This window comes from Enterobacter sp. CGMCC 5087, from assembly GCF_003144775.1.
Taxonomy (GTDB): Bacteria; Pseudomonadota; Gammaproteobacteria; order Enterobacterales; family Enterobacteriaceae; genus Enterobacter; species Enterobacter cloacae_M.
This window is the reverse complement of sequence record NZ_QFXN01000088.1, coordinates 1-23296: the sequence shown is the minus strand read 5'-3', so window position 1 is coordinate 23296 and position 23296 is coordinate 1. Positions and strand designations below refer to the sequence as shown.

General features: G+C 56.0%; 20 protein-coding genes and 2 pseudogenes. 11 read left to right on the top strand and 11 right to left on the bottom strand.

Going from position 1 to position 23296, the window contains the following annotated elements:
- The 3 genes from dnaX to DEO48_RS08160 all read right to left on the bottom strand — a co-directional run.
- Positions 1-1190, bottom strand: a 1190-nt coding sequence (gene dnaX / locus DEO48_RS08175; RefSeq protein WP_109844847.1) for a DNA polymerase III subunit gamma/tau, incomplete at its 3' end; no start/stop codon positions are given.
- Between the two features lie 88 nt (positions 1191-1278).
- A complete protein-coding gene (apt, locus tag DEO48_RS08170) occupies positions 1279-1830 on the bottom strand; it encodes an adenine phosphoribosyltransferase (RefSeq protein ID WP_000127359.1) in 552 nt (183 codons plus the stop codon).
- A 150-nt stretch (positions 1831-1980) separates the two neighbouring features.
- A complete protein-coding gene (locus DEO48_RS08160; protein ID WP_024906851.1) occupies positions 1981-2358 on the bottom strand; it encodes a DUF454 family protein in 378 nt (125 codons plus the stop codon).
- 50 nt (positions 2359-2408) lie between these two features.
- Between DEO48_RS08160 and priC the strand changes: the two genes are divergently transcribed.
- Together priC and rsmS are read left to right on the top strand one after the other, a co-directional pair.
- Complete coding sequence (gene priC / locus DEO48_RS08155; RefSeq protein WP_109844846.1) at positions 2409-2936, top strand: primosomal replication protein N''; 528 nt, start codon at positions 2409-2411, stop codon at positions 2934-2936.
- Between the two features lie 14 nt (positions 2937-2950).
- A pseudogene (gene rsmS, locus DEO48_RS08150) lies at positions 2951-3119 on the top strand (pleiotropic regulatory protein RsmS); the annotation flags it as partial.
- A gap of 41 nt (positions 3120-3160) precedes the next feature.
- On the opposite strand, the gene mscK reads toward rsmS, so the two are convergent.
- Both mscK and acrR read right to left on the bottom strand, forming a co-directional pair.
- Positions 3161-6508 (bottom strand): mechanosensitive channel MscK, encoded by a 3348-nt coding sequence (mscK, locus tag DEO48_RS08145; protein ID WP_109844845.1) that lies wholly within the window; start codon positions 6506-6508, stop codon positions 3161-3163.
- A 113-nt stretch (positions 6509-6621) separates the two neighbouring features.
- Complete coding sequence (acrR, locus tag DEO48_RS08140; RefSeq protein ID WP_109844844.1) at positions 6622-7275, bottom strand: multidrug efflux transporter transcriptional repressor AcrR; 654 nt, start codon at positions 7273-7275, stop codon at positions 6622-6624.
- Between the two features lie 141 nt (positions 7276-7416).
- Between acrR and acrA the strand changes: the two genes are divergently transcribed.
- From acrA to DEO48_RS08110, 6 genes are all read left to right on the top strand, one after another.
- The gene (gene acrA, locus DEO48_RS08135; protein ID WP_029741963.1) at positions 7417-8610 is read left to right on the top strand and encodes a multidrug efflux RND transporter periplasmic adaptor subunit AcrA; all 1194 of its coding nucleotides are present in this window, start codon (positions 7417-7419) and stop codon (positions 8608-8610) included.
- A gap of 22 nt (positions 8611-8632) precedes the next feature.
- On the top strand, positions 8633-11779 hold the full coding sequence (acrB, locus tag DEO48_RS08130; RefSeq protein ID WP_109844843.1) for a multidrug efflux RND transporter permease subunit AcrB: 3147 nt from the start codon (positions 8633-8635) through the stop codon (positions 11777-11779).
- A gap of 511 nt (positions 11780-12290) precedes the next feature.
- Positions 12291-12665: an Hha toxicity modulator TomB gene (gene tomB / locus DEO48_RS08125; protein WP_008499288.1), complete on the top strand. Its 375-nt coding sequence runs from the start codon at positions 12291-12293 to the stop codon at positions 12663-12665.
- 27 nt (positions 12666-12692) lie between these two features.
- Positions 12693-12911 carry an HHA domain-containing protein gene (locus tag DEO48_RS08120; RefSeq protein ID WP_008499287.1) on the top strand — a complete coding sequence of 73 codons (219 nt, stop codon included), beginning with the start codon at positions 12693-12695 and terminating at the stop codon, positions 12909-12911.
- Positions 12912-13116: 205 nt separating this feature from the next.
- Positions 13117-13668: a maltose O-acetyltransferase gene (maa, locus tag DEO48_RS08115; RefSeq protein ID WP_023310599.1), complete on the top strand. Its 552-nt coding sequence runs from the start codon at positions 13117-13119 to the stop codon at positions 13666-13668.
- A gap of 117 nt (positions 13669-13785) precedes the next feature.
- Entirely contained in the window at positions 13786-14253 is a 468-nt protein-coding gene (locus DEO48_RS08110) for a YlaC family protein (protein ID WP_023310598.1), read from the top strand.
- Here DEO48_RS08110 and DEO48_RS08105 read toward each other — a convergent pair.
- Positions 14225-15685, bottom strand: coding sequence for a PLP-dependent aminotransferase family protein (locus DEO48_RS08105; RefSeq protein WP_109844842.1), 1461 nt, complete (start codon positions 15683-15685; stop codon positions 14225-14227). The genes DEO48_RS08110 and DEO48_RS08105 overlap by 29 nt on opposite strands.
- A 101-nt stretch (positions 15686-15786) precedes the next feature.
- Here DEO48_RS08105 and DEO48_RS08100 point away from each other — a divergent pair, with 101 nt between their 5' ends.
- Positions 15787-16497, top strand: a complete 711-nt coding sequence (locus DEO48_RS08100) for a GNAT family N-acetyltransferase (protein WP_109844841.1) — start codon at positions 15787-15789, stop codon at positions 16495-16497.
- On the opposite strand, the gene ykgO is transcribed toward DEO48_RS08100, so the two are convergent.
- A complete protein-coding gene (gene ykgO, locus DEO48_RS08095) occupies positions 16494-16634 on the bottom strand; it encodes a type B 50S ribosomal protein L36 (protein ID WP_003859006.1) in 141 nt (46 codons plus the stop codon). The genes DEO48_RS08100 and ykgO overlap by 4 nt on opposite strands.
- A gap of 2 nt (positions 16635-16636) precedes the next feature.
- Complete coding sequence (locus tag DEO48_RS08090; protein WP_109844840.1) at positions 16637-16897, bottom strand: type B 50S ribosomal protein L31; 261 nt, start codon at positions 16895-16897, stop codon at positions 16637-16639.
- Positions 16898-17117: 220 nt separating this feature from the next.
- Between DEO48_RS08090 and DEO48_RS08085 the strand changes: the two genes are divergently transcribed.
- A complete protein-coding gene (locus tag DEO48_RS08085; protein ID WP_109844839.1) occupies positions 17118-18683 on the top strand; it encodes an EAL domain-containing protein in 1566 nt (521 codons plus the stop codon).
- Here DEO48_RS08085 and DEO48_RS08080 read toward each other — a convergent pair.
- Positions 18676-18948, bottom strand: a complete 273-nt coding sequence (locus DEO48_RS08080; protein ID WP_023310594.1) for a metal-sensing transcriptional repressor — start codon at positions 18946-18948, stop codon at positions 18676-18678. The two genes, DEO48_RS08085 and DEO48_RS08080, sit on opposite strands and share 8 nt — an antisense overlap.
- Positions 18949-19082: 134 nt before the next feature.
- Between DEO48_RS08080 and DEO48_RS08075 the strand changes: the two genes are divergently transcribed.
- Positions 19083-19904, top strand: coding sequence for a nickel/cobalt efflux protein RcnA (locus DEO48_RS08075; protein ID WP_109844838.1), 822 nt, complete (start codon positions 19083-19085; stop codon positions 19902-19904).
- A gap of 39 nt (positions 19905-19943) precedes the next feature.
- On the opposite strand, the gene DEO48_RS08070 is transcribed toward DEO48_RS08075, so the two are convergent.
- Both DEO48_RS08070 and lacI read right to left on the bottom strand, forming a co-directional pair.
- Positions 19944-23033, bottom strand: a complete 3090-nt coding sequence (locus DEO48_RS08070) for a beta-galactosidase (RefSeq protein ID WP_109844837.1) — start codon at positions 23031-23033, stop codon at positions 19944-19946.
- A 102-nt stretch (positions 23034-23135) separates the two neighbouring features.
- Positions 23136-23296: pseudogene (gene lacI / locus DEO48_RS27130) on the bottom strand (lac repressor); the annotation flags it as partial.

The following is a 23296-nucleotide window of genomic DNA, read 5'->3' as shown; positions in this document are numbered from 1 at the left end:
GGCGGTGGCGTCGGCTGCGGCGGCACCTGCTGCGGCGACATCACCGCCGTAGGGGCGACCGGCGCGAAAGACTGCCGCGGCGCTTCCGGCTCCGGCAATGGCATGCGCGGATGGAACGCCAGCGCGCGCAGCAGCGTCATTTCAACGCCCATCCGTGGATCCGGCGCGAACGGTAATTCTTTGCGGCCAATCAGCAGCGTCTGGTAATACAGCTGCACGTCGGCAGGCGGCACGGTGCGGGCAAGCTCACGCATCCGCTGTTCAATAGCGGCCATATCCGCACCGATGGCGGACGGAGAAAGCTGCAGCATCGCCACGCGGTGCAGCAGGCTGAGCATCTCAACCAGCAGTCCTTCCCATTCGATACCCCGGGAAGCGGCGGCATTCACCTGCGACATCACGCGTTCGCCGTTGGCGGCAATCATCGCTTCGATAAGCGACAGCGCCTGATCGTCATCCAGCGTGCCGAGCATGGTGCTGACCGCCTCGGTGGAGAGCTTGCCGTCACCGCTGGCAATCGCCTGGTCGGTCAGGCTGAGCGCATCACGCAGGCTGCCGTCCGCCGCGCGGGCCAGCAGCTGCAGGGCACGCGGTTCGTGGACAATTTTCTCTTCATCAAGAATGTGCTCAAGCTGCGCGCGGATCTGCTCAACGTCCAGCGCCTTCAGGTGGAACTGCAGGCAGCGCGACAAAATCGTGACCGGCAGCTTTTGCGGATCGGTGGTCGCCAGCAGGAACTTCACGTGCGCGGGCGGCTCTTCCAGCGTTTTCAGCAGGGCGTTAAAGCTGTGGCGCGACAGCATGTGCACTTCATCAATCAGGTAGACCTTGAAGCGGCCGCGCGCCGGGGCGTACTGCACGTTATCGAGCAGATCGCGGGTATCTTCCACTTTGGTGCGCGAGGCGGCGTCGATCTCGATCAGATCGACAAAACGCCCCTGCTCGATCTCCCGGCAGTTATCACACACGCCGCACGGCGTGGCGGTGATCCCGGTTTCGCAGTTGAGACCTTTTGCCAGCAAGCGGGCAATAGAGGTCTTACCGACGCCGCGGGTGCCGGAGAAAAGATAGGCGTGATGGATGCGACCTAGCGACAAGCCGTTCGCCAGGGCCGTCAGCACATGTTCCTGACCGACAACGTCAGCAAAGGTTTGTGGTCGCCATTTACGGGCTAACACCTGATAACTCATGGGCAGGCTCTGCAACGCTGGAAGGTGAATTTATGGAGGGGAATGCTATCACAACCTCACCCATTGAGCGAGGTTGTGAAAACCGGGATTAGTGACCCGGGAAAGGCACCAGGCTGTAGCTGGTGATGCCCTGTTTTTCCAGGCGCTGTTCACCGCCGAGATCGAACAGGTTGATGATGAATGCCGCGTCGGTCACTTCACCACCCAGACGACGGATCAATTTCACGGTCGCTTCAATGGTACCGCCGGTTGCCAGCAGATCGTCGACCACCAGCACCTTGTCGCCAGGCTTGATCGCATCAACGTGGATCTCCAGCTGATCGGTGCCGTACTCCAGCTCATAGCTCTCAGCAATGGTTTCACGCGGCAGTTTGCGCGGCTTACGCACCGGCACAAAACCCACGCCCATCGCCAGCGCAACCGGTGCGCCAAACAGGAAGCCACGGGCTTCGGTACCTACTACTTTGGTGATCCCGGCGTTTTTATAACGCTCGACCAGCAGTTCAATGCTGAGCGCGTACGCTTTCGGGTCTTCCAGCAAGCTGGTGACATCACGGAAAAGAATGCCAGGCTTTGGATAGTCCTGGATGCTTTTGATGCTGTTTTTCAGATATTCAAGCTGCTGTGCAGTTGCGGTCATCGGTTTTGCCTAAATGAAACAGTGTTACTCACAGCGCGCAACGAGTCGGCCAAGGCAACAACTGTTTAACCTTTGACCAGGCGCACCTGTGCTCGAAAACGGTCGAATTTACTGGCTGCGCGTGATAATTGCAACAGCCATGATGAGGCTTCAGTGCTTTTGTTGCTTTTCATCAACCACGGGGATCCGCCACATAAAGAAAAGCAGGCAGGTCAGGATCGCCAGCAGCAGAATACGTACCCACATCATTTTCACCAGCCATAATGAAATAGCGAAGGTGATGAGAATCACTGCGATCGCGCGCGGCTTCGCGCCGGGCGGCATGGCCCGGTGTTTTTGCCAGTGCCGCAGATAGCCGCCAAACCATGAGCGGTAGAGCAGCCAGTGGTGAAAACGCGGCGACGAGCGGGCGAAGCACCAGGCCGCAAGCAGGATAAATGGCGTGGTCGGCAACAAGGGTAAAAACACCCCCAGCGTGCCAAGCACTACCGCGAGCCAGCCAATGATGATTAAAATAGTACGCTTCATAATGCGAATCGTTATCAAACTGAACGGCTACTTTACCACTGGAGAGCGCCTTGAAAACAGCACTGCTTCTTGAGAGGCTGCAAAATCAGCTGATTGCTCTGCGGGAGCAGGCCACGCCGCTAATGGGGCACGCCACGCTGAAGCCGCGCTTTGACCGGCGGCTTTTTCGTACCCGCAGCACAGTCATTCAGGATTACCTTGCTGAAGCGCAGACTAACCTCGACGAGCTTCGCCATGCGGTTGAGAGTGAACAGCAGGAGCAGGTGGCGTGGCTTGCAGAGCATCTCACTGAGCAGATCACCGCCCTGCATCGCGAGATTACCGCCTGGCCGCTGCGCGCCTGGGACAGCGCCTCGCCGGGGCTCGGTAAATGGCAGCGCAAGCGGCTGGAGAACCAGGAGTTTGAGCGCCGGCTGTTTGAGATGAAGCGCGAGCGCGAGTCGCGGCTGAACAACAGCGAAACGCTGGAAGAGCAGCAGCTATTGATGCGCGAGATTAGCGCGCTGGAAGGACGCATCGTCCGCTGCCGTCAGGCGCTGGATGAGATTGAGCGCGTCATTGAACGTTTGACCCGTTAACAGGAGCCACACCCATGTCGCTGGAAAATGCACCCGATGAGGTCAAGCTGGCCGTCGATTTGATTATGCTGCTGGAGAATCATGAGATCCCCGCCGAAACGGTGCTTAAGGCACTGGAGATTGTGCGGCGGGATTTTGAAGGTAAATTACCCTCACCCCGGCCCTCTCCCTGAGGGAGAGGGGGAAAATCGTTCCCTCGCCCCTGAGGGCCGAGGGAAAATAGATTATGCAGGCGTAGGATCGTCACCCTTAATGTCGCGCTTCACTTCCGTATGCTCATCACCCTTCTCGTTGCGCAGGTGAACCTCAAGCTGGTTGAAGGCGATATTAATATCGTTTTCACGGCACAAACGATCGATAGAGCGGTTAAGCTCATCCACCGTGTAGCTGCGGTCGCGCAGCTCGCGCACGTATAAACGCAGCTCGTGATCCAGCGTGCTCGGCCCAAAGGTGGTGAAGAAGACCGCCGGAGCCGGATCGTGCATCACTTTCGGATGTTCTGACGCCGCCTTGAGCAGCACCTCTTTCACCTTCTCCAGATCCGATCCATAGGCTACGCCCAGGCGGATCACCACGCGCGTCACCGTATCGGAGAGCGACCAGTTGATCAGGCGCTCGGTCACGAACGCTTTGTTCGGGATGATCACCTCTTTGCGATCGAAGTCGGTGATGGTGGTGGCACGAATACGGATCTTGCTGACCGTACCGGAGAAGGTGCCGATGGTAACCGTATCGCCGATTCGTACCGGACGTTCGAACAGGATGATCAGGCCGGACACAAAGTTACCGAAGATCTCCTGCAGGCCAAAACCAAGACCGACCGAGAGGGCCGCCGCCAGCCACTGCAGTTTATCCCACGAGACGCCAAGCGAGCCAAAGACCGTCATCGCCCCGACAATAATGATCACGTAGTTGAGGATCGTGGTAATGGCGTAGGACGCCCCCTGGCGAAGATTCAGACGTGACAGGAGCAGAACTTCGAGCAGGCCTGGCAGGTTGCGAATCAGCGCCCAGGCCACCACCGACGACACCAGCGCAAACAGCAGGCTGCCCATGGTCACGCTTTTCATGACCGCCGCGCCCGCTTCGGTACCGTTGTATTGCCAGAGGGTAATACTGTCGAGATAGGCGAAAACGGTAATAAGATCGGACCAGATAGCCCAGAACATCACCGCAAACAGGGCGATCATCACCAGCATGGTGATGCGCAGCGTCTGCTGGTTAACCTGCTCCAGGGCGATGGTCGGCTCTTCCTGCGGCTCCGCGCCTTCGGCCCCTTCTTTCACCTGATGCTGACGACGCGCGATAGCACGGCGATAGGCAATGCGGCGAGCCGCCACGCTCAGGCCGCGCAGCACGGTCTGATAGAGCAGGTTCCAGACGATCACCAGATAGACCGTTTCAATCCAGCGACCGGACAGGCGCAGCGTGGTATAGAAGTAGCCCGTTGCCGTCAGCACCATCAGCGCCAGCGGAATGATCGCCAGCACCGTTACGGTGGCCAGGCGAATATTGTGGGACTCTTTATCACGCCAGCTGTCGCGGCACATCGGCCACATCAGGATCGCAATCAGCAGCAGGTTCAGCAGGATGACCAGCTGGCCCAGCACGTCATCCATCAGGTGCAGCGGAGAAAGCTCAGAGACAACCGACCAGAAGTGCAGCGGCAGGAGCGCCAGGCTAATGCGCACAATCTGACGACGCCAGTGGCTGGTCAGCTGCGCTGGCATGTTGAAATGACGCACCGCCACGCCGTCTTTTTCCAGCACCTTCCAGCACACGCCAAACACCAGCCAGAACAGCGCCAGCTTTTTACTGAACGCCCACAGCAGGTCGCTGACGTTGAGCTGCATGGTGAGCAGAATCAGGCCCACAGCCAGAATAATCAGGCACACCGGCAGAGCGCGGATGAGATCGATGAGAATCGCTTTTGGCGTATGGAGCTGGCTATCGTTGCGCAGCTGCCCCACTTCGGAGGCCAGCTTCGCCTGGTATTTTTTCAGCCAGCCCAGACGCCAGCGGATCAGACCGGCAATCAGCAGCAGCGGTAAACCGGCCAGGAAAGCAATCATGACCGCTGGCCAGGCTTTCTCCCAGTTTACGGTGATCTTCATGCTCTTAATCTGCGTTTTCAGCGTCTCCGGGAAGGATTTGACCCAGTCCCAGTCCATCGGCTTGTTGCTGTTTACCCAGAAAATCTGCTGGGTCAGGATCTCCTGCAGACTTTTCGAGACGCTCACCAGCTGCTGCTGGTTGATTTGCAGGTTAATGGCCATCATCAGCTGGTTGCCCAGCTGTTTGTTGAGCTGGTCCAGCAGCTCGCGACGCATATCGACGACCTGGAGCAGCGCGTCGTGCACTTCCGGGTTCACGTCGCTGGAATGCCCCTCTTCAATTTTGGCGACAAAGGCATCACTCTGGAAAAGGGCATCGCGCTGCTGGTTGACGTCAAACTGTTCCAGACGTAAATCCGCAATGCGGTTGGTCATGTCTTCCAGCTCATCGGCGGACGGGAGCGTCTGCTGCTGCTGGTAGAGAATACGCGACAGCAGGAGGCTGCCCTTCAGGACCGCAATCTGCTCTTTGATGTTGCGCTCAGCCTGCAGCGCGCGATCCAGCCAGTTCTTCACTTTGATATTTTGCTGAACCAGCGAGTTGCCGTTTTCCGTCGCCAGTATCAGGCGCTGGCTAAGCTGGTGGTTGGCCTCGAGCTCCTGTTTCACCAGCGGATTCGCCTGAATGCGGGCGGTTTCGTCAGGCGATACGGCCTCCTGGGCGGTTTTTTCCGTCAGGGTCAGGCGTTTGCTGTTTACCGCCTCCTGCAACAGCTGAAGCTGGTGTTCCAGGCGGTTAATGTTCGCGGTGACGTAATCACGCTGTTTCTGAAGCGTGTCCTGCAGCACCGTATTCCCTTCCAGGCTTTTACGCTGCTGTTCGATTTGCGCATTGAGCAAGGTCTGCTGAACCAGCAGCAGCGTTTGCTGCGTCGGGCGCAGCGTACCCTCGCCTACCGTCGTGCCGTTCAGACGGTTGCGGATCTGCTGCAGCTGCTGAGACGCGGCGTACATCGCGTTTTGCACGCGCTCGGGCTGGGTCTGCAGAGAAACAAGCTGGCTGTTATACGTTGCAAGATCCGACTGCGCGGTTTGCAGGTCGTCGAGCAGTTGTGCGACGCGGGACTCCAGCTGACGTAAGGAGAGCGTCGAGAGCGTCTTACGCGTCTCGTCGTCGTTATCCACATCGCTGAGAGCATTCAGCGCTTCGGTGGCCTTACGCATATTTTCAGGGGCCTGCGCCACCTTCTGGCGAAGCTGGACGGTTTCCGCTTTGATGCGTTCAATTTTATCCAGCGTTTCCAGCGTTTCCGTCAGATCCTGCTGGACGAGTTTCTCCTGAGGGGAGAGATCTTTTTGTTTGTTCAGCGTGTCGAGCTGCGACTGAACATCGCTGCGCGAGGGAATATCGTTGCTGTTATCGGCGCGGGCCCAGGTCAGCGGCGCCGTAGCGAAGAAAAACAGCATCGCAAAGAGCAATGCAAAAACAGGATGTTGCGAGCGATTGATGGGCAGCATAGTTGTGAATGATGTCAGAAGATGACCGAAAATAGTCCGGCGTGAAGAATATCACGCTCGCTGAAAGCAGAATAGCGCGAACGTTATCCTCTGAGATAAATCCTGGATAGGGATCAGGCCGTTAGCGAAGGCGCGTCGCTGCGCAGCGTGGGGCAGAGCTGTAGCATTTCCAGTAAAATCGCCACGTAGCTGCGGGCTTCCTCTTTGAGGTCAAAGGATTGCGGCGCGAAAAGCCAGTTTTCCATCAGACCTGAAATGTAGCTGCGCATCAGGATTGCCGCCCGTCGGGTCAAGAGATTGGCCGGTAAGAGTTTTGCCTGCATACACAGGTTCAGATTCTGTTCAATACGATCATAGCTCTCCAGGCTAAGGCTGCGTTGCGCCTGCTGCACCACCGCCATCTCGCCCACGAACTCGCATTTATGGAAAATAATCTCCATCATTAATCTGCGACGTTCTTCAACTACCGTTGCTTCAAGGATATATACTAATATTTCTCTCAATACTGAGAGTGGATCGTTAGGGAATTTTGCCCGATACTCACTCTCGAGATCGCTAATGCTGGACTCTGAAAGCTCCCAGATTTCACTGAACAGATCTGACTTATCTTTAAAATGCCAGTAAATCGCTCCTCGCGTCACACCGGCAGCCTGAGCAATCTGCGCCAGCGAGGTGGATGAAACACCCTGCTGCGAGAACAAACGTATTGCCACATCCAGAATGTGTTGTCGGGTTTCCAGCGCTTGTTGTTTAGTTTTTCGTGCCATAGGTGGGTGAATTTACAGGAGTCAGATTTACATACATTTGTGAATGTATGTACCATAGCATGACGATAATATAAACGCAGCAATGGGTTTTTAGACTCAGGACCCTTGATCAATTTGAAATCGGACACTCGAGGTTTACATATGAACAAAAACAGAGGGTTAACGCCTCTGGCGGTCGTTCTGATGCTCTCAGGCAGCTTAGCGCTAACAGGATGTGACGACAAACCAGCTCAACAAGGAGCTCAGCAGGCGCCAGAAGTAGGCGTCGTGACGCTCAAATCTGAACCTCTTCAAATCACCACCGAATTACCAGGCCGTACCAATGCTTACCGCATTGCGGAAGTGCGTCCTCAGGTTAGCGGCATTATCCTGAAGCGTAACTTCACCGAAGGTGGTGATGTGAAAGCCGGTGAGTCTCTGTATCAGATTGATCCAGCAACCTATCAGGCCTCTTATGAAAGTGCGAAAGGCGACCTGGCGAAAGCACAAGCCGCGGCCAAAATTGCTCAGCTGACGTTGAACCGCTACCAAAAGCTGCTCGGTACCAAGTACATCAGCCAACAGGATTACGATACCGCTCTGGCCGATGCACAGCAGGCTAACGCGGCCGTGGTGGCAGCCAAAGCGGCCGTCGAAACCGCGCGCATTAACCTGGCCTATACCAAAGTGACCTCCCCTATCAGCGGTCGTATTGGTAAATCTTCCGTCACGGAAGGGGCGCTGGTGCAGAACGGTCAGACCAATGCGCTGGCGACGGTGCAGCAGCTCGATCCGATCTACGTTGACGTGACGCAGTCCAGCAACGATTTCCTGCGCCTGAAACAGGAGCTGGCTAACGGCACCCTGAAACAGGAAAACGGCAAAGCCAAAGTGGAGCTGATTACCAACGACGGTATTAAGTTCCCGCAGGAAGGTACCCTGGAATTCTCTGACGTGACGGTCGACCAGACTACCGGTTCCATCACCTTACGTGCGATTTTCCCGAACCCTGACAAAAATCTGCTGCCAGGTATGTTCGTTCGTGCGCGTCTGGAAGAAGGAACGAATCCAACCGCACTTCTGGTTCCACAGCAGGGTGTGACCCGTACGCCACGCGGCGATGCGAGCGCGCTGGTTGTTGGGGCAGATGACAAAGTCGAAACGCGCAATATCACCGCCACCCAGGCGATTGGCGATAAATGGCTGGTGACGGAAGGTCTGAAAGATGGCGATCGCGTGATTGTTACTGGTTTGCAAAAAGTTCGTCCTGGCGCGCAGGTTAAAGCACAGGAAGTGAAATCTGACGATAAACAACAAGCTTCGGCCGCTGGCCAGTCAGAACAAACCAAGTCTTAACTTAAACAGGAGCCGTTAAGACATGCCTAATTTCTTTATCGATCGCCCCATATTTGCGTGGGTGATCGCCATTATCATCATGCTGGCCGGGGGACTTGCGATCCTGAAGCTGCCTGTCGCGCAATATCCAACGATTGCGCCACCGGCGGTGACAATTTCCGCAACCTACCCGGGGGCTGATGCGAAAACGGTGCAGGACACCGTCACCCAGGTTATCGAACAGAACATGAACGGTATCGATAACCTGATGTACATGTCCTCAAACAGTGACTCCACCGGTACGGTGCAGATCACCCTGACCTTCCAGTCAGGTACGGATGCGGACATTGCGCAGGTTCAGGTGCAGAACAAACTGCAGCTGGCAATGCCTTTGCTGCCGCAGGAAGTACAACAGCAGGGTGTGAGCGTCGAGAAATCGTCCAGTAGCTTCCTGATGGTTGTCGGCGTTATCAACACCAACGGCACCATGACGCAGGAGGATATTTCCGACTACGTGGGCGCCAACATGAAGGACGCCATCAGCCGTACTTCCGGCGTGGGTGACGTGCAGCTGTTCGGTTCCCAGTACGCGATGCGTATCTGGATGGATCCGAACAAGCTGAACAACTTCCAGCTGACGCCGGTTGACGTGATCAGCGCGATTAAAGCGCAGAACGCCCAGGTAGCGGCCGGTCAGTTAGGCGGTACGCCGCCGGTGAAAGGCCAGCAGCTTAACGCCTCGATCATCGCGCAGACCCGTCTGACCTCTGCCGATGAGTTCAGCAAAATTCTGCTGAAGGTGAATCAGGACGGTTCGCAGGTTCGCCTGCGCGACGTGGCGAAAGTTGAGCTGGGCGGTGAGAACTACGACATCATCGCGAAGTTTAACGGTAAACCGGCTTCCGGTCTGGGTATCAAACTGGCGACAGGCGCTAACGCCCTGGACACCGCCACGGCGATCCGCGCAGAGCTGAAGAAGATGGAACCGTTCTTCCCGTCAGGTCTGAAAATCGTTTACCCGTACGACACCACGCCGTTCGTGAAAATCTCGATTCACGAAGTGGTTAAGACGCTGGTTGAGGCGATCATCCTGGTATTCCTGGTGATGTACCTGTTCCTGCAAAACTTCCGCGCGACGCTTATCCCAACGATTGCCGTGCCGGTTGTTCTGCTCGGAACCTTTGCGATCCTGTCGATATTTGGCTACTCGATAAACACCCTGACGATGTTCGGGATGGTGCTCGCCATCGGCCTGCTGGTGGATGACGCCATCGTCGTGGTCGAGAACGTCGAACGCGTGATGGCGGAAGAAGGTTTGCCGCCGAAGGAAGCGACCCGTAAATCAATGGGCCAGATCCAGGGCGCGCTGGTCGGTATCGCGATGGTTCTGTCTGCGGTATTTATCCCGATGGCCTTCTTCGGGGGCTCTACCGGTGCGATTTACCGTCAGTTCTCTATTACCATCGTTTCCGCGATGGCGCTGTCGGTGCTGGTGGCGTTGATCCTGACCCCTGCCCTGTGTGCCACCATGCTGAAGCCGATTCAGAAAGGCGGTCACGGCGAGCATAAAGGCTTCTTCGGCTGGTTTAACCGCATGTTCGATAAGAGCACGCACCACTACACCGACAGCGTGGGTAACATCCTGCGCAGCACCGGTCGTTACCTGCTGCTCTATATCATCATCGTGGTGGGCATGGCCTACCTGTTCGTTCGTCTGCCAAGCTCGTTCCTGCCAGATGAAGACCAGGGCGTGTTCCTGAGTATGGCTCAGCTTCCGGCGGGTGCGTCGCAAGAGCGTACCCAGAAAGTGCTGGATGAGATGACCGATTACTACCTCACCAAAGAGAAAGCCAACGTTGAATCCGTGTTTGCGGTTAACGGCTTTGGCTTTGCGGGTCGCGGTCAGAACACCGGTATTGCCTTCGTCTCTCTGAAGGACTGGTCTGAACGTCCGGGCAAAGAGAACAAGGTGGAAGCCATCACCGGCCGTGCAATGGGCACCTTCTCGCAGATTAAAGATGCGATGGTATTCGCCTTTAACCTGCCAGCGATTGTTGAACTGGGTACCGCAACCGGCTTCGACTTCCAGCTGATCGACCAGGGCGGTCTGGGTCACGAAAAACTGACGCAGGCGCGTAACCAGCTGTTTGGTGAAGTCGCTAAACACCCTGACCTGCTGGTCGGCGTGCGTCCAAACGGCCTGGAAGATACGCCACAGTACAAGATCGATATCGACCAGGAGAAAGCCCAGGCGCTTGGCGTATCCATCAGTGACATCAACACCACCCTGGGCGCAGCCTGGGGCGGTAGCTACGTTAACGACTTCATCGACCGCGGTCGTGTGAAGAAAGTGTACGTGATGTCCGAGGCGCAGTACCGTATGTTGCCGAACGATATCAACAGCTGGTTCGTGCGCGGCAGCAATGGTCAGATGGTACCATTCTCGGCGTTCTCAACCTCACGCTGGGAATACGGTTCACCGCGTCTGGAACGCTATAACGGTCTGCCATCAATGGAGATCCTGGGTCAGGCTGCTCCGGGCCGAAGCACCGGTGAAGCCATGAACCTGATGGAAGAACTGGCAAGCAAACTGCCTGCGGGTATTGGCTATGACTGGACCGGTATGTCCTATCAGGAACGTCTGTCCGGTAACCAGGCCCCTGCTCTGTACGCCATTTCACTGATTGTGGTCTTCCTGTGTCTGGCGGCACTGTACGAGAGCTGGTCGATTCCGTTCTCCGTTATGCTGGTGGTTCCACTCGGGGTTATCGGTGCGCTGCTTGCAGCAACGTTCCGTGGACTGACCAACGACGTTTACTTCCAGGTAGGCCTGCTGACAACCATTGGCTTGTCGGCGAAGAACGCGATACTAATCGTTGAATTCGCCAAAGATCTGATGGAGAAAGAAGGCAAAGGCCTTATTGAGGCGACGCTTGAAGCGGTTCGTATGCGTCTGCGCCCAATCCTGATGACGTCGCTGGCGTTTATCCTCGGCGTACTGCCGCTGGTTATCAGCTCCGGTGCGGGTTCCGGCGCGCAGAATGCGGTAGGTACAGGCGTTATGGGTGGGATGATCACCGCGACCGTACTGGCTATCTTCTTCGTACCGGTGTTCTTCGTGGTGGTTCGCCGCCGCTTCAGCCGTAAAAATGAAGATATTGAGCACAGTCATTCGGTAGAACCTCACTGATACCGGTTCCACATGATAAAAAGGCCGCATTAGCGGCCTTTTTCATTTTCAGAAAAAATCATAAATTACGCTTATTGTGGCTCAATTTATTTTCTGCCATCTTAAATAGACATATCATAATTAACTGATACCTTAATCGGTGAATTCAGGATTTTTTTAATTTCATTTCCCCGCTTAAGGTATTAGGAATATTCCTAATGAGAAGTTCTTACAAAGATAAGTCTGAATCTGAACTTTTCTTATCATTTTTGCTAAGCTGATGAAACGTAAGGAAGCGATAAAACCCCGTCGTTAATTTGGATAAAAACGTTGAGTCCAGGGTGACCATTTGCGTAGACGCTCCCAGCCTGCGGTTTTTATTTGTAATTTTTCGTAATAGCGCGGTGAAATCCAGGAAGGAGTGGCTTATAGTTAGGTTATCAGGAACACAGCACTCATGTAGCTAAGTCAGTTGTATCCATCCCGACAATGATGTTCGGTGAGTAAGAAATCACTCAGAAGGGGATGCGCTATGGACGAGTACTCGCCAAAAAGGCATGATATCGCGCAGTTGAAATTTCTCTGCGAATCCTTGTACCATGACTGCCTTGCCAATCTTGATGAAAGCAACCATGGCTGGGTAAACGACCCAACGTCTGCCATCAATTTACAGTTGAATGAGCTGATAGAGCATATCGCAACCTTCGCACTTAATTATAAAATTAAGTACAATGAAGATAATAAGCTCATTGAGCAAATTGATGAATACCTGGACGACACCTTTATGTTGTTCAGCAGTTACGGCATTAACGCTCAGGATTTGCAAAAATGGCGTAAATCGGGAAATCGGCTATTCCGCTGTTTCGTCAACGTGAGCAGAGCTAACCCGGTGAGTCTTTCCTGTTAAAATTATTACAATTACTAAGGTGAATTTATGTCTGATAAACCACTCACAAAAATCGATTATTTGATGCGCTTACGACGTTGTCAGTCAATTGACACGCTCGAGCGCGTCATTGAAAAGAATAAATACGAGCTTTCTGATAATGAACTGGCGGTATTTTATTCAGCCGCTGACCATCGTCTTGCTGAACTGACAATGAATAAGCTGTATGACAAAATCCCTACTTCTGTGTGGAAATTTGTCCGTTAATCTTTGAAGGGTGTCTGTAGAGTTCTACGCCTCGTTCTGATTATTTACCTGTCCCGTTATGCTCCCTGTGCGTAAGCCAGGTCTCCGTATAAAACGTGTTCATCAGCAGCAATGTTGTGACGACAGTCACAACGGCTTTTCGGGAACGTTCCCCTTCTGGCCTGTTCCGATTACCCTGCGGTAATAACATCCAGAGAGGTTTCCAATGAGCTTAGAAAAACAGAAAATGATTGCCGGTGAACATTACCGCCCCGGCGATGAGACGTTACGGGCTGACCGACTGCGGGCCCGCCATCTGGTTTACCGCTATAACCACACCGCGCCTGATGAAAAAACAGAACGACAGAACATTCTGGCGGAACTTCTGGGACAAAGCGCAGGAGCTTATATTGAGCCGAGCTTCCGCTGCGACTACGGATATAACATTTATCTGGGCAAAAACTTTTATGCTAACTTCGACTGCGTGATGCTGGATGTCTGCCCTGTTCATATTGGCGATAACTGCATGCTCGCGCCGGGTGTTCATATTTATACGGCTACCCATCCCCTGGACGCGGAAGAACGAAACAGCGGCGTGGAATTTGGAAAACCTGTCAATATTGGCAATAACGTCTGGATTGGTGGCCGGGCGGTCATTAACCCTGGCGTCACCATTGGTGATAATGTGGTCGTGGCCTCCGGCGCCGTCGTGACGAAAGACGTCCCGGCTAACGTCGTCGTTGGCGGCAACCCGGCAAAAATCATCAAAACGCTGTAAGGTTGCGGGGAGTCAACTGTTATAGTCTTTTAGCGCCAGACTGTTACTTTTTTCAGCCTGATGGCTCCCCTAAAATTGGTAGACACCCTGTATTGTCAACTCTCATGAAGGCAAAAAATGACCGAGATACAGCGCCTGCTTACCGCCACCATCGACGATCTTAACCTCCGCGAAAAGCGCGACAATCGCCCGCGCTTTAGCATTAGCTTTATTCGCAAACATCCTGGACTGTTTGTCGCCATGTATGCCGCGTGGCTGGCGACGCTGATTGTGATGCTGAAGTCCGAAACGCTGGTGGACTCCGTCTGGCTGCTGGTTGTACTGTTTGTCGTCTTTAACGCCTTTTTCTTTTTCGACGTGAATCCGCGCTACCGTTACGAAGACATCGACGTGCTCGATTTCCGGGTCTGCTATAACGGCGAATGGTACAACACGCGTTACGTGCCAGAGGAGCTGATCGAAAACATTATGCACTCTCCGGCGGTAGAAGCCGGGCAAAAAGAGAAACTGCAGAAAATGGTCTCCACCAAAGGTCAGCTCTCTTTCTATGATGTCTTTACCCTTTCCCGCCCTGCTGCTGCGTAATTAACGTCTGCAGGCGTCGGATCCCCGGCGCAAACTGAGAAGCAGAGGTATTGCCGTAACCTAAAACCAGACCGGTTTGCCCCTGCTTCGCCTCCAGGTAGTACCCGCTCAGCGCAGCGGGTGCCAGCTGAAACGCCCTCGCCTGCTCCACTAGCCTCTGGTCGTCAATATCCTCTATCGCCAGCGCCAGATGCATTCCCCCTTCGCCTGCCAGAATGCGATGCGGAGAATAAAGCTCTGCGCCCAGCACCTCACGTAGCTGGCGGTAGCGTTTACGGTAGAGCCTACGCATGGCGGCAAGATGACGGGCGTAATGACCTTCTTCAATGAACAGCGCCAGAGTACGCTGCTCCGCGCGATGCCCCCCGCGCAACAGCGAGCCGATGGCCGGGCGAGCCGCTTTCGCCAGCGCTGGCGGTAAAACCATAAACCCCATTCGAAGTGACGGAAACAGCGTTTTACTGAACGTCCCCAGATATACAACGGGCGCATTGTTGACCATTCCCAGCATCGCCGGTACGGGCTCACCGGCATAGCGGAACTCGCTGTCGTAATCGTCTTCAATGATCCACGCGTTGTGCTTCCGGGCCAGCTCCAGCAGCGCCAGCCGCCGCCGCGCGCTGAGCACGCTTCCATAAGGGAACTGATGCGAAGGAGAGGTAAAAATCATTGAGGGCACAGGCGCATCCAGCCCTTCCCAGCACATTCCCTCGTCATCAACCGGTATTCCCGTCATTGCCAGGCCGGTTTTAACAAACGCACTCTTTGCCCCGCTATAGCCGGGGTTTTCTACCCAGGCGACATCGCCAGGCTCGCTTAACAGCATCGTGCAGAGGTTGACGCCCTCAAGCGCTCCTTCAGTTATCACAATCTGGCTGGCGTCGCAGTCGATACCGCGGGACAGGGCGAGATGCCGGGCAATCGCGGCCCGCAGCGACGGCTCGCCGGCCGGGTCGCCATAGCCTAACAGGGCACTCCCCTCCTCGCGCAGGACGCGATCGTACAATCGCCGCCACAGCGGCAAGGGGAAATAGCTAATGGCAGGCGTTCCCGGCGTAAACGCCATCACCGGGGTGTCGCGCGGCACGGGCGCGGGCAGCAGGGCGACCCGTTTTGTCAGCCTGACGTCAGGATCCGGCAATGCCCGGGCAATCGTACGATGAGCGAATTGCCCCACCCGCGTACCCTGACGGTTACGCAGCAAATAGCCTTCGAGCGCGAGCTGGTCCAGCGCCGCATTGACGGTGTTTCGGGAAACCGAGATCTGCTGCGCCAGCGTTCGCGAACCGGGCAGCTGGCTGCCGGACCGAAGCCTTCCGCCCAGTATGGCCTCCCGCAAAGCGAGATAGAGCGCGCGCTGGAGCGTCTCTTGCCCACGCTTTTTCAGCGCAGCATGGAGCAAAGCGTAAAGCTCATCACCCGGTATATTCATCTTCCCTCCTTGTGGTACCAGAAAAACATAGCCTGGTGGTTCTTTTTAAGGAACCAGCAATTCGCTAATCTGGAGATCTTTTCAACGTCACGGAAATAAAGATGAATACATTCAATGCGTTTGGGCAGCCCGTAGGTGAAGCCCTTATCGACTGGCAGCCTCGTCAGCCCCCGTCCCGAGTGGTCCTTCAGGGTCACTATTGTCGGCTTGAGCCGCTGCGCGTGGAGCATGCCCACGCGTTGTTCTCCGCCTATTCCCTGGCCGAAGATACCCGCAGCTGGACGTGGCTGCTGCGTGAACCCGATGCCACCGCAGAGGAGTTTGCCGAATGGGTGGCGAGCGTAAGTGAGTTATCCGATCCCATCCACTTTACCGTTATGGACAACCGGACCCAGTCTCCTGTCGGGACGCTGTCCCTGATGCGGATCGATCCTAAAAACGGGGTCGTGGAAGTGGGGCACGTTCACTTCTCTCCTCTGTTAAGCCGCACGCCAGGGTCGACAGAAGCGCAGTATCTGCTGATGCGGTACGTGTTCGATACCCTGGGGTACCGGCGCTATGAGTGGAAGTGCAATAGCCTGAACGAGCCTTCCCGCAAAGCGGCGCTGCGTCTGGGCTTTCAGTTTGAGGGGCGCTTTCGTCAGGCGCTGGTGATAAAAGGCCGTAACCGGGATACCGACTGGTTTTCGATTCTCGACAAAGAGTGGCCGGCGCTGGCTAACGCCTTTGAAAGCTGGCTTGCCACCGACAATTTTACTGCCGATGGCAAACAGAAAAGATCCCTGGAAAGCTGGCGAGAAACGCGCGTTTAGCGTCTTTTTTTACGTCCCTGAACCGCCTTAAAGCGCGGATTAGATTTGCAAATCACGTATAAGCGTCCCTTGCGTTTGACTATCTGGCAATCCGGGTGACGCTGCTTTGCACTGCGTAATGAGTTAAGTACCTGCATGGTTAGCCCCGCTTCACATTGAGAAAACCGCCAAAACGCTTGCGGAAGCGCGCTGCGCTGCCGTCCGTGGAGAACGTTTTCTGCTTGCCGGTATAAAACGGGTGCGATTTTGAAGAAACCTCGATGGTGATGTACGGATACGTCTCACCGTCGAGTTCAATTTCGCGGTCGGTTTTAATGGTTGAGCCTACTTTAAAGTATTCATTGGCACTGGTGTCGTGGAATACCACGGTGCGATAGGCTGGGTGGATATCGGGTTTCATCGTAAATCCTTTGTGTTTTGTTATAACATTACAAAATAATATCCAGGCCAGTTTGAAAAAACAACCCCCTCTCGCCTGGCGATATTTTCTCATTTGCCTGAGATAAAATGAAAACCATGCCAACCACGTGCTATAACTATATCATTTCGCGGTAAAATCTTTCTCTTCAGGCAGGGAACTCAATGCCCAGGAACGGGTGTACGAGGAAGGACACGACAGCATGAAAACCCGACATCTGGTCAGTCTGGTGACTGGCGTACTTATCTTTTCAGTGCTGGTCCCCATTTGCCTGAGCATCTGGCTGGCCCACCGCCAGGCGGAAGATAAATTCGCCGATGCGCTGGATAACTATGCCTCCCGCGTGCTGGTACGCACCGACAGGGTTGTAGACCAGGCAAAGGAAGCACTCGATCACCTGCAGGCTTTTGAGGGAGTGCCATGTAGCCCCTTGCAATTGAGGGAAATGCGCCGGGTCGCTTTCTCGTGGCGATATGTCCAGGAAGTAATTTATATCGACAACCTTCGACCGCTCTGCTCCTCCCTGGAGCAGACCAGTCATGCGCCCCCTTTTCCCCCTCCAATGCGCATTACCGAAGATGGTTACAGCGCGTGGCTGACCACGCAAAACGATCTTGGGTTTAACCGCTACATGACGGTGCTGGGAAAAGGCCACTACCTTGTCATGATCGATCCTGCCTCGCTGGTGGACGTGATCCCTTTCGGCGAGATAGCGATTGATGCCGCCCTGGTAGGAAGCGCAACGCACCGCATATTCGCCAGCAGCAGCAAGCTCGACTCTCACATCCGCGACATGGTTCAGGAGCGGGGTGTGAAAAGCGTGCAGTACAACGGTTCAATGTACGTAATGAAGTCTGTACCTGAGCTTGGATTTAACGTCGTCGCATGGGCAACGCTCAAACCGCTCGCTGAAACCTGGCACCGGCAGCTTCTTTTCTGGTTACCGTTCGGCATGTTGGTAAGCCTGCTCGCCGCACTGTTTGTCCTGCGGATCCTGCGGCGTATCCAGTCGCCGCGCAATCGCCTGCTTGACGCCATTAACAGCCGCGATTTTGTGGTTCACTATCAGCCTATCGTGGCGCTCTGTAGTGGAAAAATTGTGGGCGCTGAGGCGCTGACGCGCTGGCCGCAGCCAGACGGAAGCTGCCTCTCACCGGATATTTTTGTCCCCCTTGCCGAGCAAACGGGGCTCATCTCGCAGCTGACGCAGTTAATCATCGAAAAGGTGTTTGAAGATATGGGACACTGGCTGCAGCGTCATCCGGATCAGCATATCTCCATTAACCTCGCCCCTGCCGATTTAACCTCCGGCATCCTGCCGCCTCTGTTGAGTAAGCTCCTGAATAAGTGGCAAATCCATCCCCGACAAATCGCCCTTGAGCTCACCGAGCGCGGCTTTGCCGATCCCAAAATTAGCGCACCGGCTATCGCCGCATTCCGTCGTTCGGGCCACCCTGTCTATATTGATGATTTTGGCACGGGCTATTCCAGCCTGAGCTATCTGCAGGATCTGGACGTCGACACGCTAAAAATTGATAAATCGTTCGTGGATGCGCTGGAGTATAAAAACGTGACGCCGCACATCATTGAAATAGCGAAGTCGCTGAAGCTGGCGATGGTGGCGGAGGGCGTCGAAACCGCAGGACAGCTCGCCTGGCTACACCGCCACGGCGTGCAGTACGGTCAGGGATGGTTTTACAGTAAAGCGCTGCCAAAGACGGAATTTATTCTTTGGGCAGAAAATAACCTCGGCATGCACTCTACTTAAGATAGGATTTCATCACCCGCAACACCACGCCAAGATCGGCTTCACGCTGCGCTTCTTCAGGCTCTTTCACCACATGATCGGTTAAATGCCCTTCGATCACCTGCATCATCATGCCATTGACCGCCCCGCGGATCGCCGCCAGCTGCTGTAAAACCTCGGCACATTCGTGATCGCTGTTGAGCATTTTTTCCAGCGCGGTGCTCTGCCCCTGAATTTTCTTCAGGCGAGTCAGTAACATCTTCTTGTCGCGAACGGTATGTGACATCTCTGTATTCCTTATTTTTTGGCTTTTAAAGCATATCACGCTCTACTCCCCCTGAGTATTTTTCTACTGGGGGGTAGTATTGAGCTACTGGGGGGGAGTAGTATCTCCGCACGCTTTCTACTCCGGAATTTCCCATGACCGATTTTGCTTCACTCCTTCAGCAGGGCAACGCCTGGCTGTTTGTTCCCAGCGCTATCCTGCTCGGTGCACTGCATGGCCTGGAACCGGGCCATTCAAAAACAATGATGGCCGCCTTTATTGTTGCCATCCGCGGCACGCTGAAACAGGCGGTGCTGCTCGGCCTGGCGGCCACGCTCTCCCATACGGCGGTGGTCTGGCTCGTTGCGATGGCGGGATTATGGTTTGGTCGGGGCTGGGATGCACACACGTCCGAACCCTGGTTTCAGCTGATCTCCGGGGTGCTGATCGTTGCGATCGCCCTGTGGATGGCGTGGCGAACCTGGAAAGAGAGCCAGCCGCACGATCACGATCACGATCACCACCACCATGACCATGACCATGACCACCATCATGATCATCATCACCACCACGAACACTCGCTGGTTGAAGAAGAGTGGCAGGACGCCCACCAGCGCGCTCACGCGCAGGATATTAACCGGCGCTTCAGCGGTCAAAATGTCACCACCGGACAGATCGTGATGTTTGGCCTGACCGGCGGGCTTATCCCCTGTCCGGCGTCCATCACCGTGCTGCTGATCTGCCTGCAGCTGAAGCATTTCGCCCTCGGCGCGACGCTGGTGTTCAGCTTCAGTATTGGTCTGGCGTTAACGCTGGTCGCTTCCGGCGCGATTGCCGCCTTAAGCCTCAAGCACGCGACCAAACGCTGGCCCGGGTTTAGCGAATTCTCCCGTAAAGCGCCTTGGATCTCCGCTGCGCTAATTACCGTAGTAGGGATTTACATGAGCCTGCATGGCCTGAGCGGCATTCTGGCGTAGGACTGCGGCCACGCCCTGTGGCCGCATCTTCATGGTCAGTTAAGGGTTCTGCTGCCAGCTGAAGGTATAGCGAAGCTGGCGTGTCTGCAGGATGAACTCCGGAGAGACGCTGGGGCTCCAGGAGTCGTCGCCGCCCACGCCCATATGGAACGCATCGAGGTTGAGCCAGCATCCCGGCTCTTCGCGCAGCAGATGATGATGGGTTGTCTCACGCAGCTGCTGCTGGCTATAGCGGCTCACCGAGAAATGGAACCGGCCGTTCAGCTGATGCGTTCCCACCACAAGCTCCCGGGTATCGCAGCGCAAACCATTTTCCGTCGGGAAGATATACGGCGTGTGCATGTCTGCGAGAGGTAATGTCCAGCGACCCTGCTGCGCCGCCAGCTTTCTGTCCGGGTAGTTTTCATGCGGCCCCAGCCCCAGCCAGTGAACGTTTTCCGGCGTTTCGGCAAGATGAACGCTCAGGCCAACGCGCGCGGGTTCAGGGATATCAGACGCCATATCGACCTGAATATCGCCATGCAGAACGCCCCGATCGTCCACCCGCCAGACTTTACGACTCAGGAACAGCGCCTTGCCGCGATACTCAAGGACATGCTGGGTTGTGACCACCACCTCGCCTGCGTGCTGCTGTGCCTCACAGTGCAGAACGCACGAGGTGAGATCGTACATGCCCGACGCTTTCCAGCGTTCAACCCAGGCGTTCGGATCGATCTGCGTCGCTTCACTCACGCCAATGTCGTTATCCAGCGGCGCGCGGCTGACGTTGTCCGTCAGAGGTGAAAGGAGCGTTTCAACGCCGTTTTGCCACCATTGGGTTAGGTTTCCGGTTGCGCGATCGAACTGCCAGCGCTGTTGACGATGGGCGATCTCCAGGATGCGATCGGTTTGCGTTAACACTGGAGGCTCGCCCGCCGGGACTGGCGGAGCAATAAAGAGTGGAGCCGGAAGCGGCCACTGCTCCCACGCGCAGCGATGGTCTGCCGGAGACCACGGCGTTGCCCGCGGCTGGCGTACTTCAACGTTCAGCCAGATCTCACCCGATCCGGCTTCCAGCTCCGGCAGGTCAATCTCCAGACGCTGGGTGCCTTCAGGCGCCATCGAGAGCGTCACCTCGCCCGCGGCCAGCACGTCCCCGTCCCGGGCAACCGTCCAGTTCAGCATTTCGTTATCGGTGTGGCGGAACAGGTAGCCGCTTTGCACCTCAATCACCAGCGGAGAGGTGCTAACCCGCGTAAAGGTAAAGAACTGCTGGGCGCGCTGCGCCTCGTACAGCGCCGGGTGCGGCGTGCGATCGGGGAACACCAGCCCGTTAAGACAAAACTGCCGATCGTTCGGCTTATCCCCGAAGTCTCCGCCGTAGGCCCAGAACGCGTTGCCCCTTTCGTCCCGTTTCGTCAGAGCCTGATCGACCCAGTCCCAGACAAACCCGCCCTGCAGGCGAGGATGGCTGCGAAACGCTTCCCAGTATTTCGCAAACCCGCCGAAGCTATTTCCCATCGCGTGGGCGTATTCACAGAGGATCAGCGGGCGCGTTTCGTCCGGCATGCCGATCCATTTCTTGATTGACCATTTAGGCACTGCCGGGAAGGGCTGATCCCGATCGACCCGGGCGTACATCGGACAGACAATATCGGTCGCCGCCGTGTTCGCGCCGCCGCCTTCATACTGCACCGGACGCGTCGGATCCGTGGTTTTCAGCCAGCGGTACAGCGCATCGTGATTCGCACCGTGCCCCGACTCATTGCCCAAGGACCAGATGATAACCGAGGGATGATTACGATCGCGCTGCACCATGCGGGTCACCCGCTCGCTCATCGCGGGCAGCCAGCGCGGATCGTCAGCAAGGCGGCTCATCGGCACCATGCCGTGCGTTTCGATATTGGCTTCGTCAACGACGTACAGCCCGTAGCGGTCGCAAAGCCGGTACCACAGCGGATGGTTAGGGTAGTGCGAGCAGCGCACGGCGTTGAAGTTGTGCTGCTTCATGATTTCGATGTCGCGGCGCATGGTCGCTTCGTCCATCACCTGACCGTTTTCCGGATGATGCTCGTGCCGGTTAACCCCGCGGATCAGCAGCGGTTTACCGTTAAGCTTCAGCTGGCCATTGCTGATGTCAACGCGACGGAAGCCCACGTCGCACGCCTCAACCTCCAGCACCTCACCCTGAGGGTTAAGAAGCGTAATCGTCAGGCGATACAGTTCTGGCGTTTCAGCGCTCCAGAGCGCGGGCTGGTCAACGGGGAGCGCCGCCGTTAAGCGCTCTGCCCAGCTGCCGCGCTCGTCGACGATGGCAGATCCTGGACGCCGGGAAACGCTGGCGCATTTTTCACCCGTGCGCCACAGGGTCATGACCACCTCGCAGTCTGCAAAGCCAGCGCCTGCCAGCGCGACATCCACCTTCAGCACCGCGCGGTCCAGCTCCGCATTCAGGTCCGTCACCACGTGATAATCGGCAATCTGCGTATCGGGTTTATGCAGCAAGGTCACATCGCGGAAGATGCCGCTCATGCGCCACATGTCCTGATCTTCCAGATAGCTGCCGTCGCACCAGCGCAATACCATGACCGCCAGGCGGTTCTGCCCGGGGCGTAATGCCGCCGAGAGGTCAAATTCAGCGGGCAATCGGCTGTCCTGGGAATAGCCCATCCACTGACCGTTGCACCACAGATGGAACGCCGAGTTCACGCCGTCGAAGATGATGCGGGTCTGCCCGCTCCGAAGCCAGGCATCATCCACCTCAAATGTGAGCGAGTAACAACCGGTCGGGTTTTCCTGCGGCACGAAAGGCGGGTTAACGGGAATGGGATAGGTGACATTGGTATAGATGGGCGTGTCGAACCCCTGCATCTGCCAGTTAGACGGCACGGGCATCGCAACGGCATCTGCGCAATCTTCGGTTACCCATGCCTGAGGAACCCGCTCCGGCGCGGTAAAGTAGCTAAACCGCCATAGCCCGTTGAGAACGTGCCTGCTGGCGGATCCAGCGTCATCTCTTGCGGAAGATTCATTGCGCCAGCTGTGCAACGGCGCGTGTGCGGCCAGACGGTTCCACTGGGTGATGCCAGAATTTTCCCAGTCCCGACGGGCCAGAATGGCGCTGAGGGTCAGCGGTGAAGTGATGGACATAGTAACCTCTTTGCGAAGCGCTCACAATTTTAGTTAACATGCCCTGGCATCCGGCAACGGTAAAGCGTTCAATAGCGGGGTAGCGAGTCCGATCACAAAGTTTTATTTGCGGGCAATCTGCTCGGCAAGGAGTGCCAGGCTTCTGAGCTGCTGCGCCAGATCCTCGCGTTCGGCCTGCTTCGGATTGCGGCGCGCGCTGGAATGACGGGTAACCAGCGTCACCGGCAGCTGAACCTGCCGGCACGCTTCGCCCCCGGAAGGCG

Bases quoted from the DNA above. Each gene is read 5' to 3' on its own strand.
- DEO48_RS08110 (WP_023310598.1), top strand. From the start codon at position 13,786: ATGACCGAGATACAGCGCCTGCTTACCGCCACCATCGACGATCTTAAC.
- DEO48_RS08160 (WP_024906851.1), bottom strand. From the start codon at position 2,358: ATGAAGCGTACTATTTTAATCATCATTGGCTGGCTCGCGGTAGTGCTT.
- DEO48_RS08120 (WP_008499287.1), top strand. From the start codon at position 12,693: ATGTCTGATAAACCACTCACAAAAATCGATTATTTGATGCGCTTACGA.
- DEO48_RS08085 (WP_109844839.1), top strand. From the start codon at position 17,118: ATGAAAACCCGACATCTGGTCAGTCTGGTGACTGGCGTACTTATCTTT.
- mscK (WP_109844845.1), bottom strand. From the start codon at position 6,508: ATGCTGCCCATCAATCGCTCGCAACATCCTGTTTTTGCATTGCTCTTT.
- acrR (WP_109844844.1), bottom strand. From the start codon at position 7,275: ATGGCACGAAAAACTAAACAACAAGCGCTGGAAACCCGACAACACATT.
- DEO48_RS08090 (WP_109844840.1), bottom strand. From the start codon at position 16,897: ATGAAACCCGATATCCACCCAGCCTATCGCACCGTGGTATTCCACGAC.
- DEO48_RS08070 (WP_109844837.1), bottom strand. From the start codon at position 23,033: ATGTCCATCACTTCACCGCTGACCCTCAGCGCCATTCTGGCCCGTCGG.
- DEO48_RS08075 (WP_109844838.1), top strand. From the start codon at position 19,083: ATGACCGATTTTGCTTCACTCCTTCAGCAGGGCAACGCCTGGCTGTTT.
- tomB (WP_008499288.1), top strand. From the start codon at position 12,291: ATGGACGAGTACTCGCCAAAAAGGCATGATATCGCGCAGTTGAAATTT.
- DEO48_RS08105 (WP_109844842.1), bottom strand. From the start codon at position 15,685: ATGAATATACCGGGTGATGAGCTTTACGCTTTGCTCCATGCTGCGCTG.
- maa (WP_023310599.1), top strand. From the start codon at position 13,117: ATGAGCTTAGAAAAACAGAAAATGATTGCCGGTGAACATTACCGCCCC.
- DEO48_RS08100 (WP_109844841.1), top strand. From the start codon at position 15,787: ATGAATACATTCAATGCGTTTGGGCAGCCCGTAGGTGAAGCCCTTATC.
- acrB (WP_109844843.1), top strand. From the start codon at position 8,633: ATGCCTAATTTCTTTATCGATCGCCCCATATTTGCGTGGGTGATCGCC.
- ykgO (WP_003859006.1), bottom strand. From the start codon at position 16,634: ATGCAGGTACTTAACTCATTACGCAGTGCAAAGCAGCGTCACCCGGAT.
- apt (WP_000127359.1), bottom strand. From the start codon at position 1,830: ATGACCGCAACTGCACAGCAGCTTGAATATCTGAAAAACAGCATCAAA.
- acrA (WP_029741963.1), top strand. From the start codon at position 7,417: ATGAACAAAAACAGAGGGTTAACGCCTCTGGCGGTCGTTCTGATGCTC.
- DEO48_RS08080 (WP_023310594.1), bottom strand. From the start codon at position 18,948: ATGTCACATACCGTTCGCGACAAGAAGATGTTACTGACTCGCCTGAAG.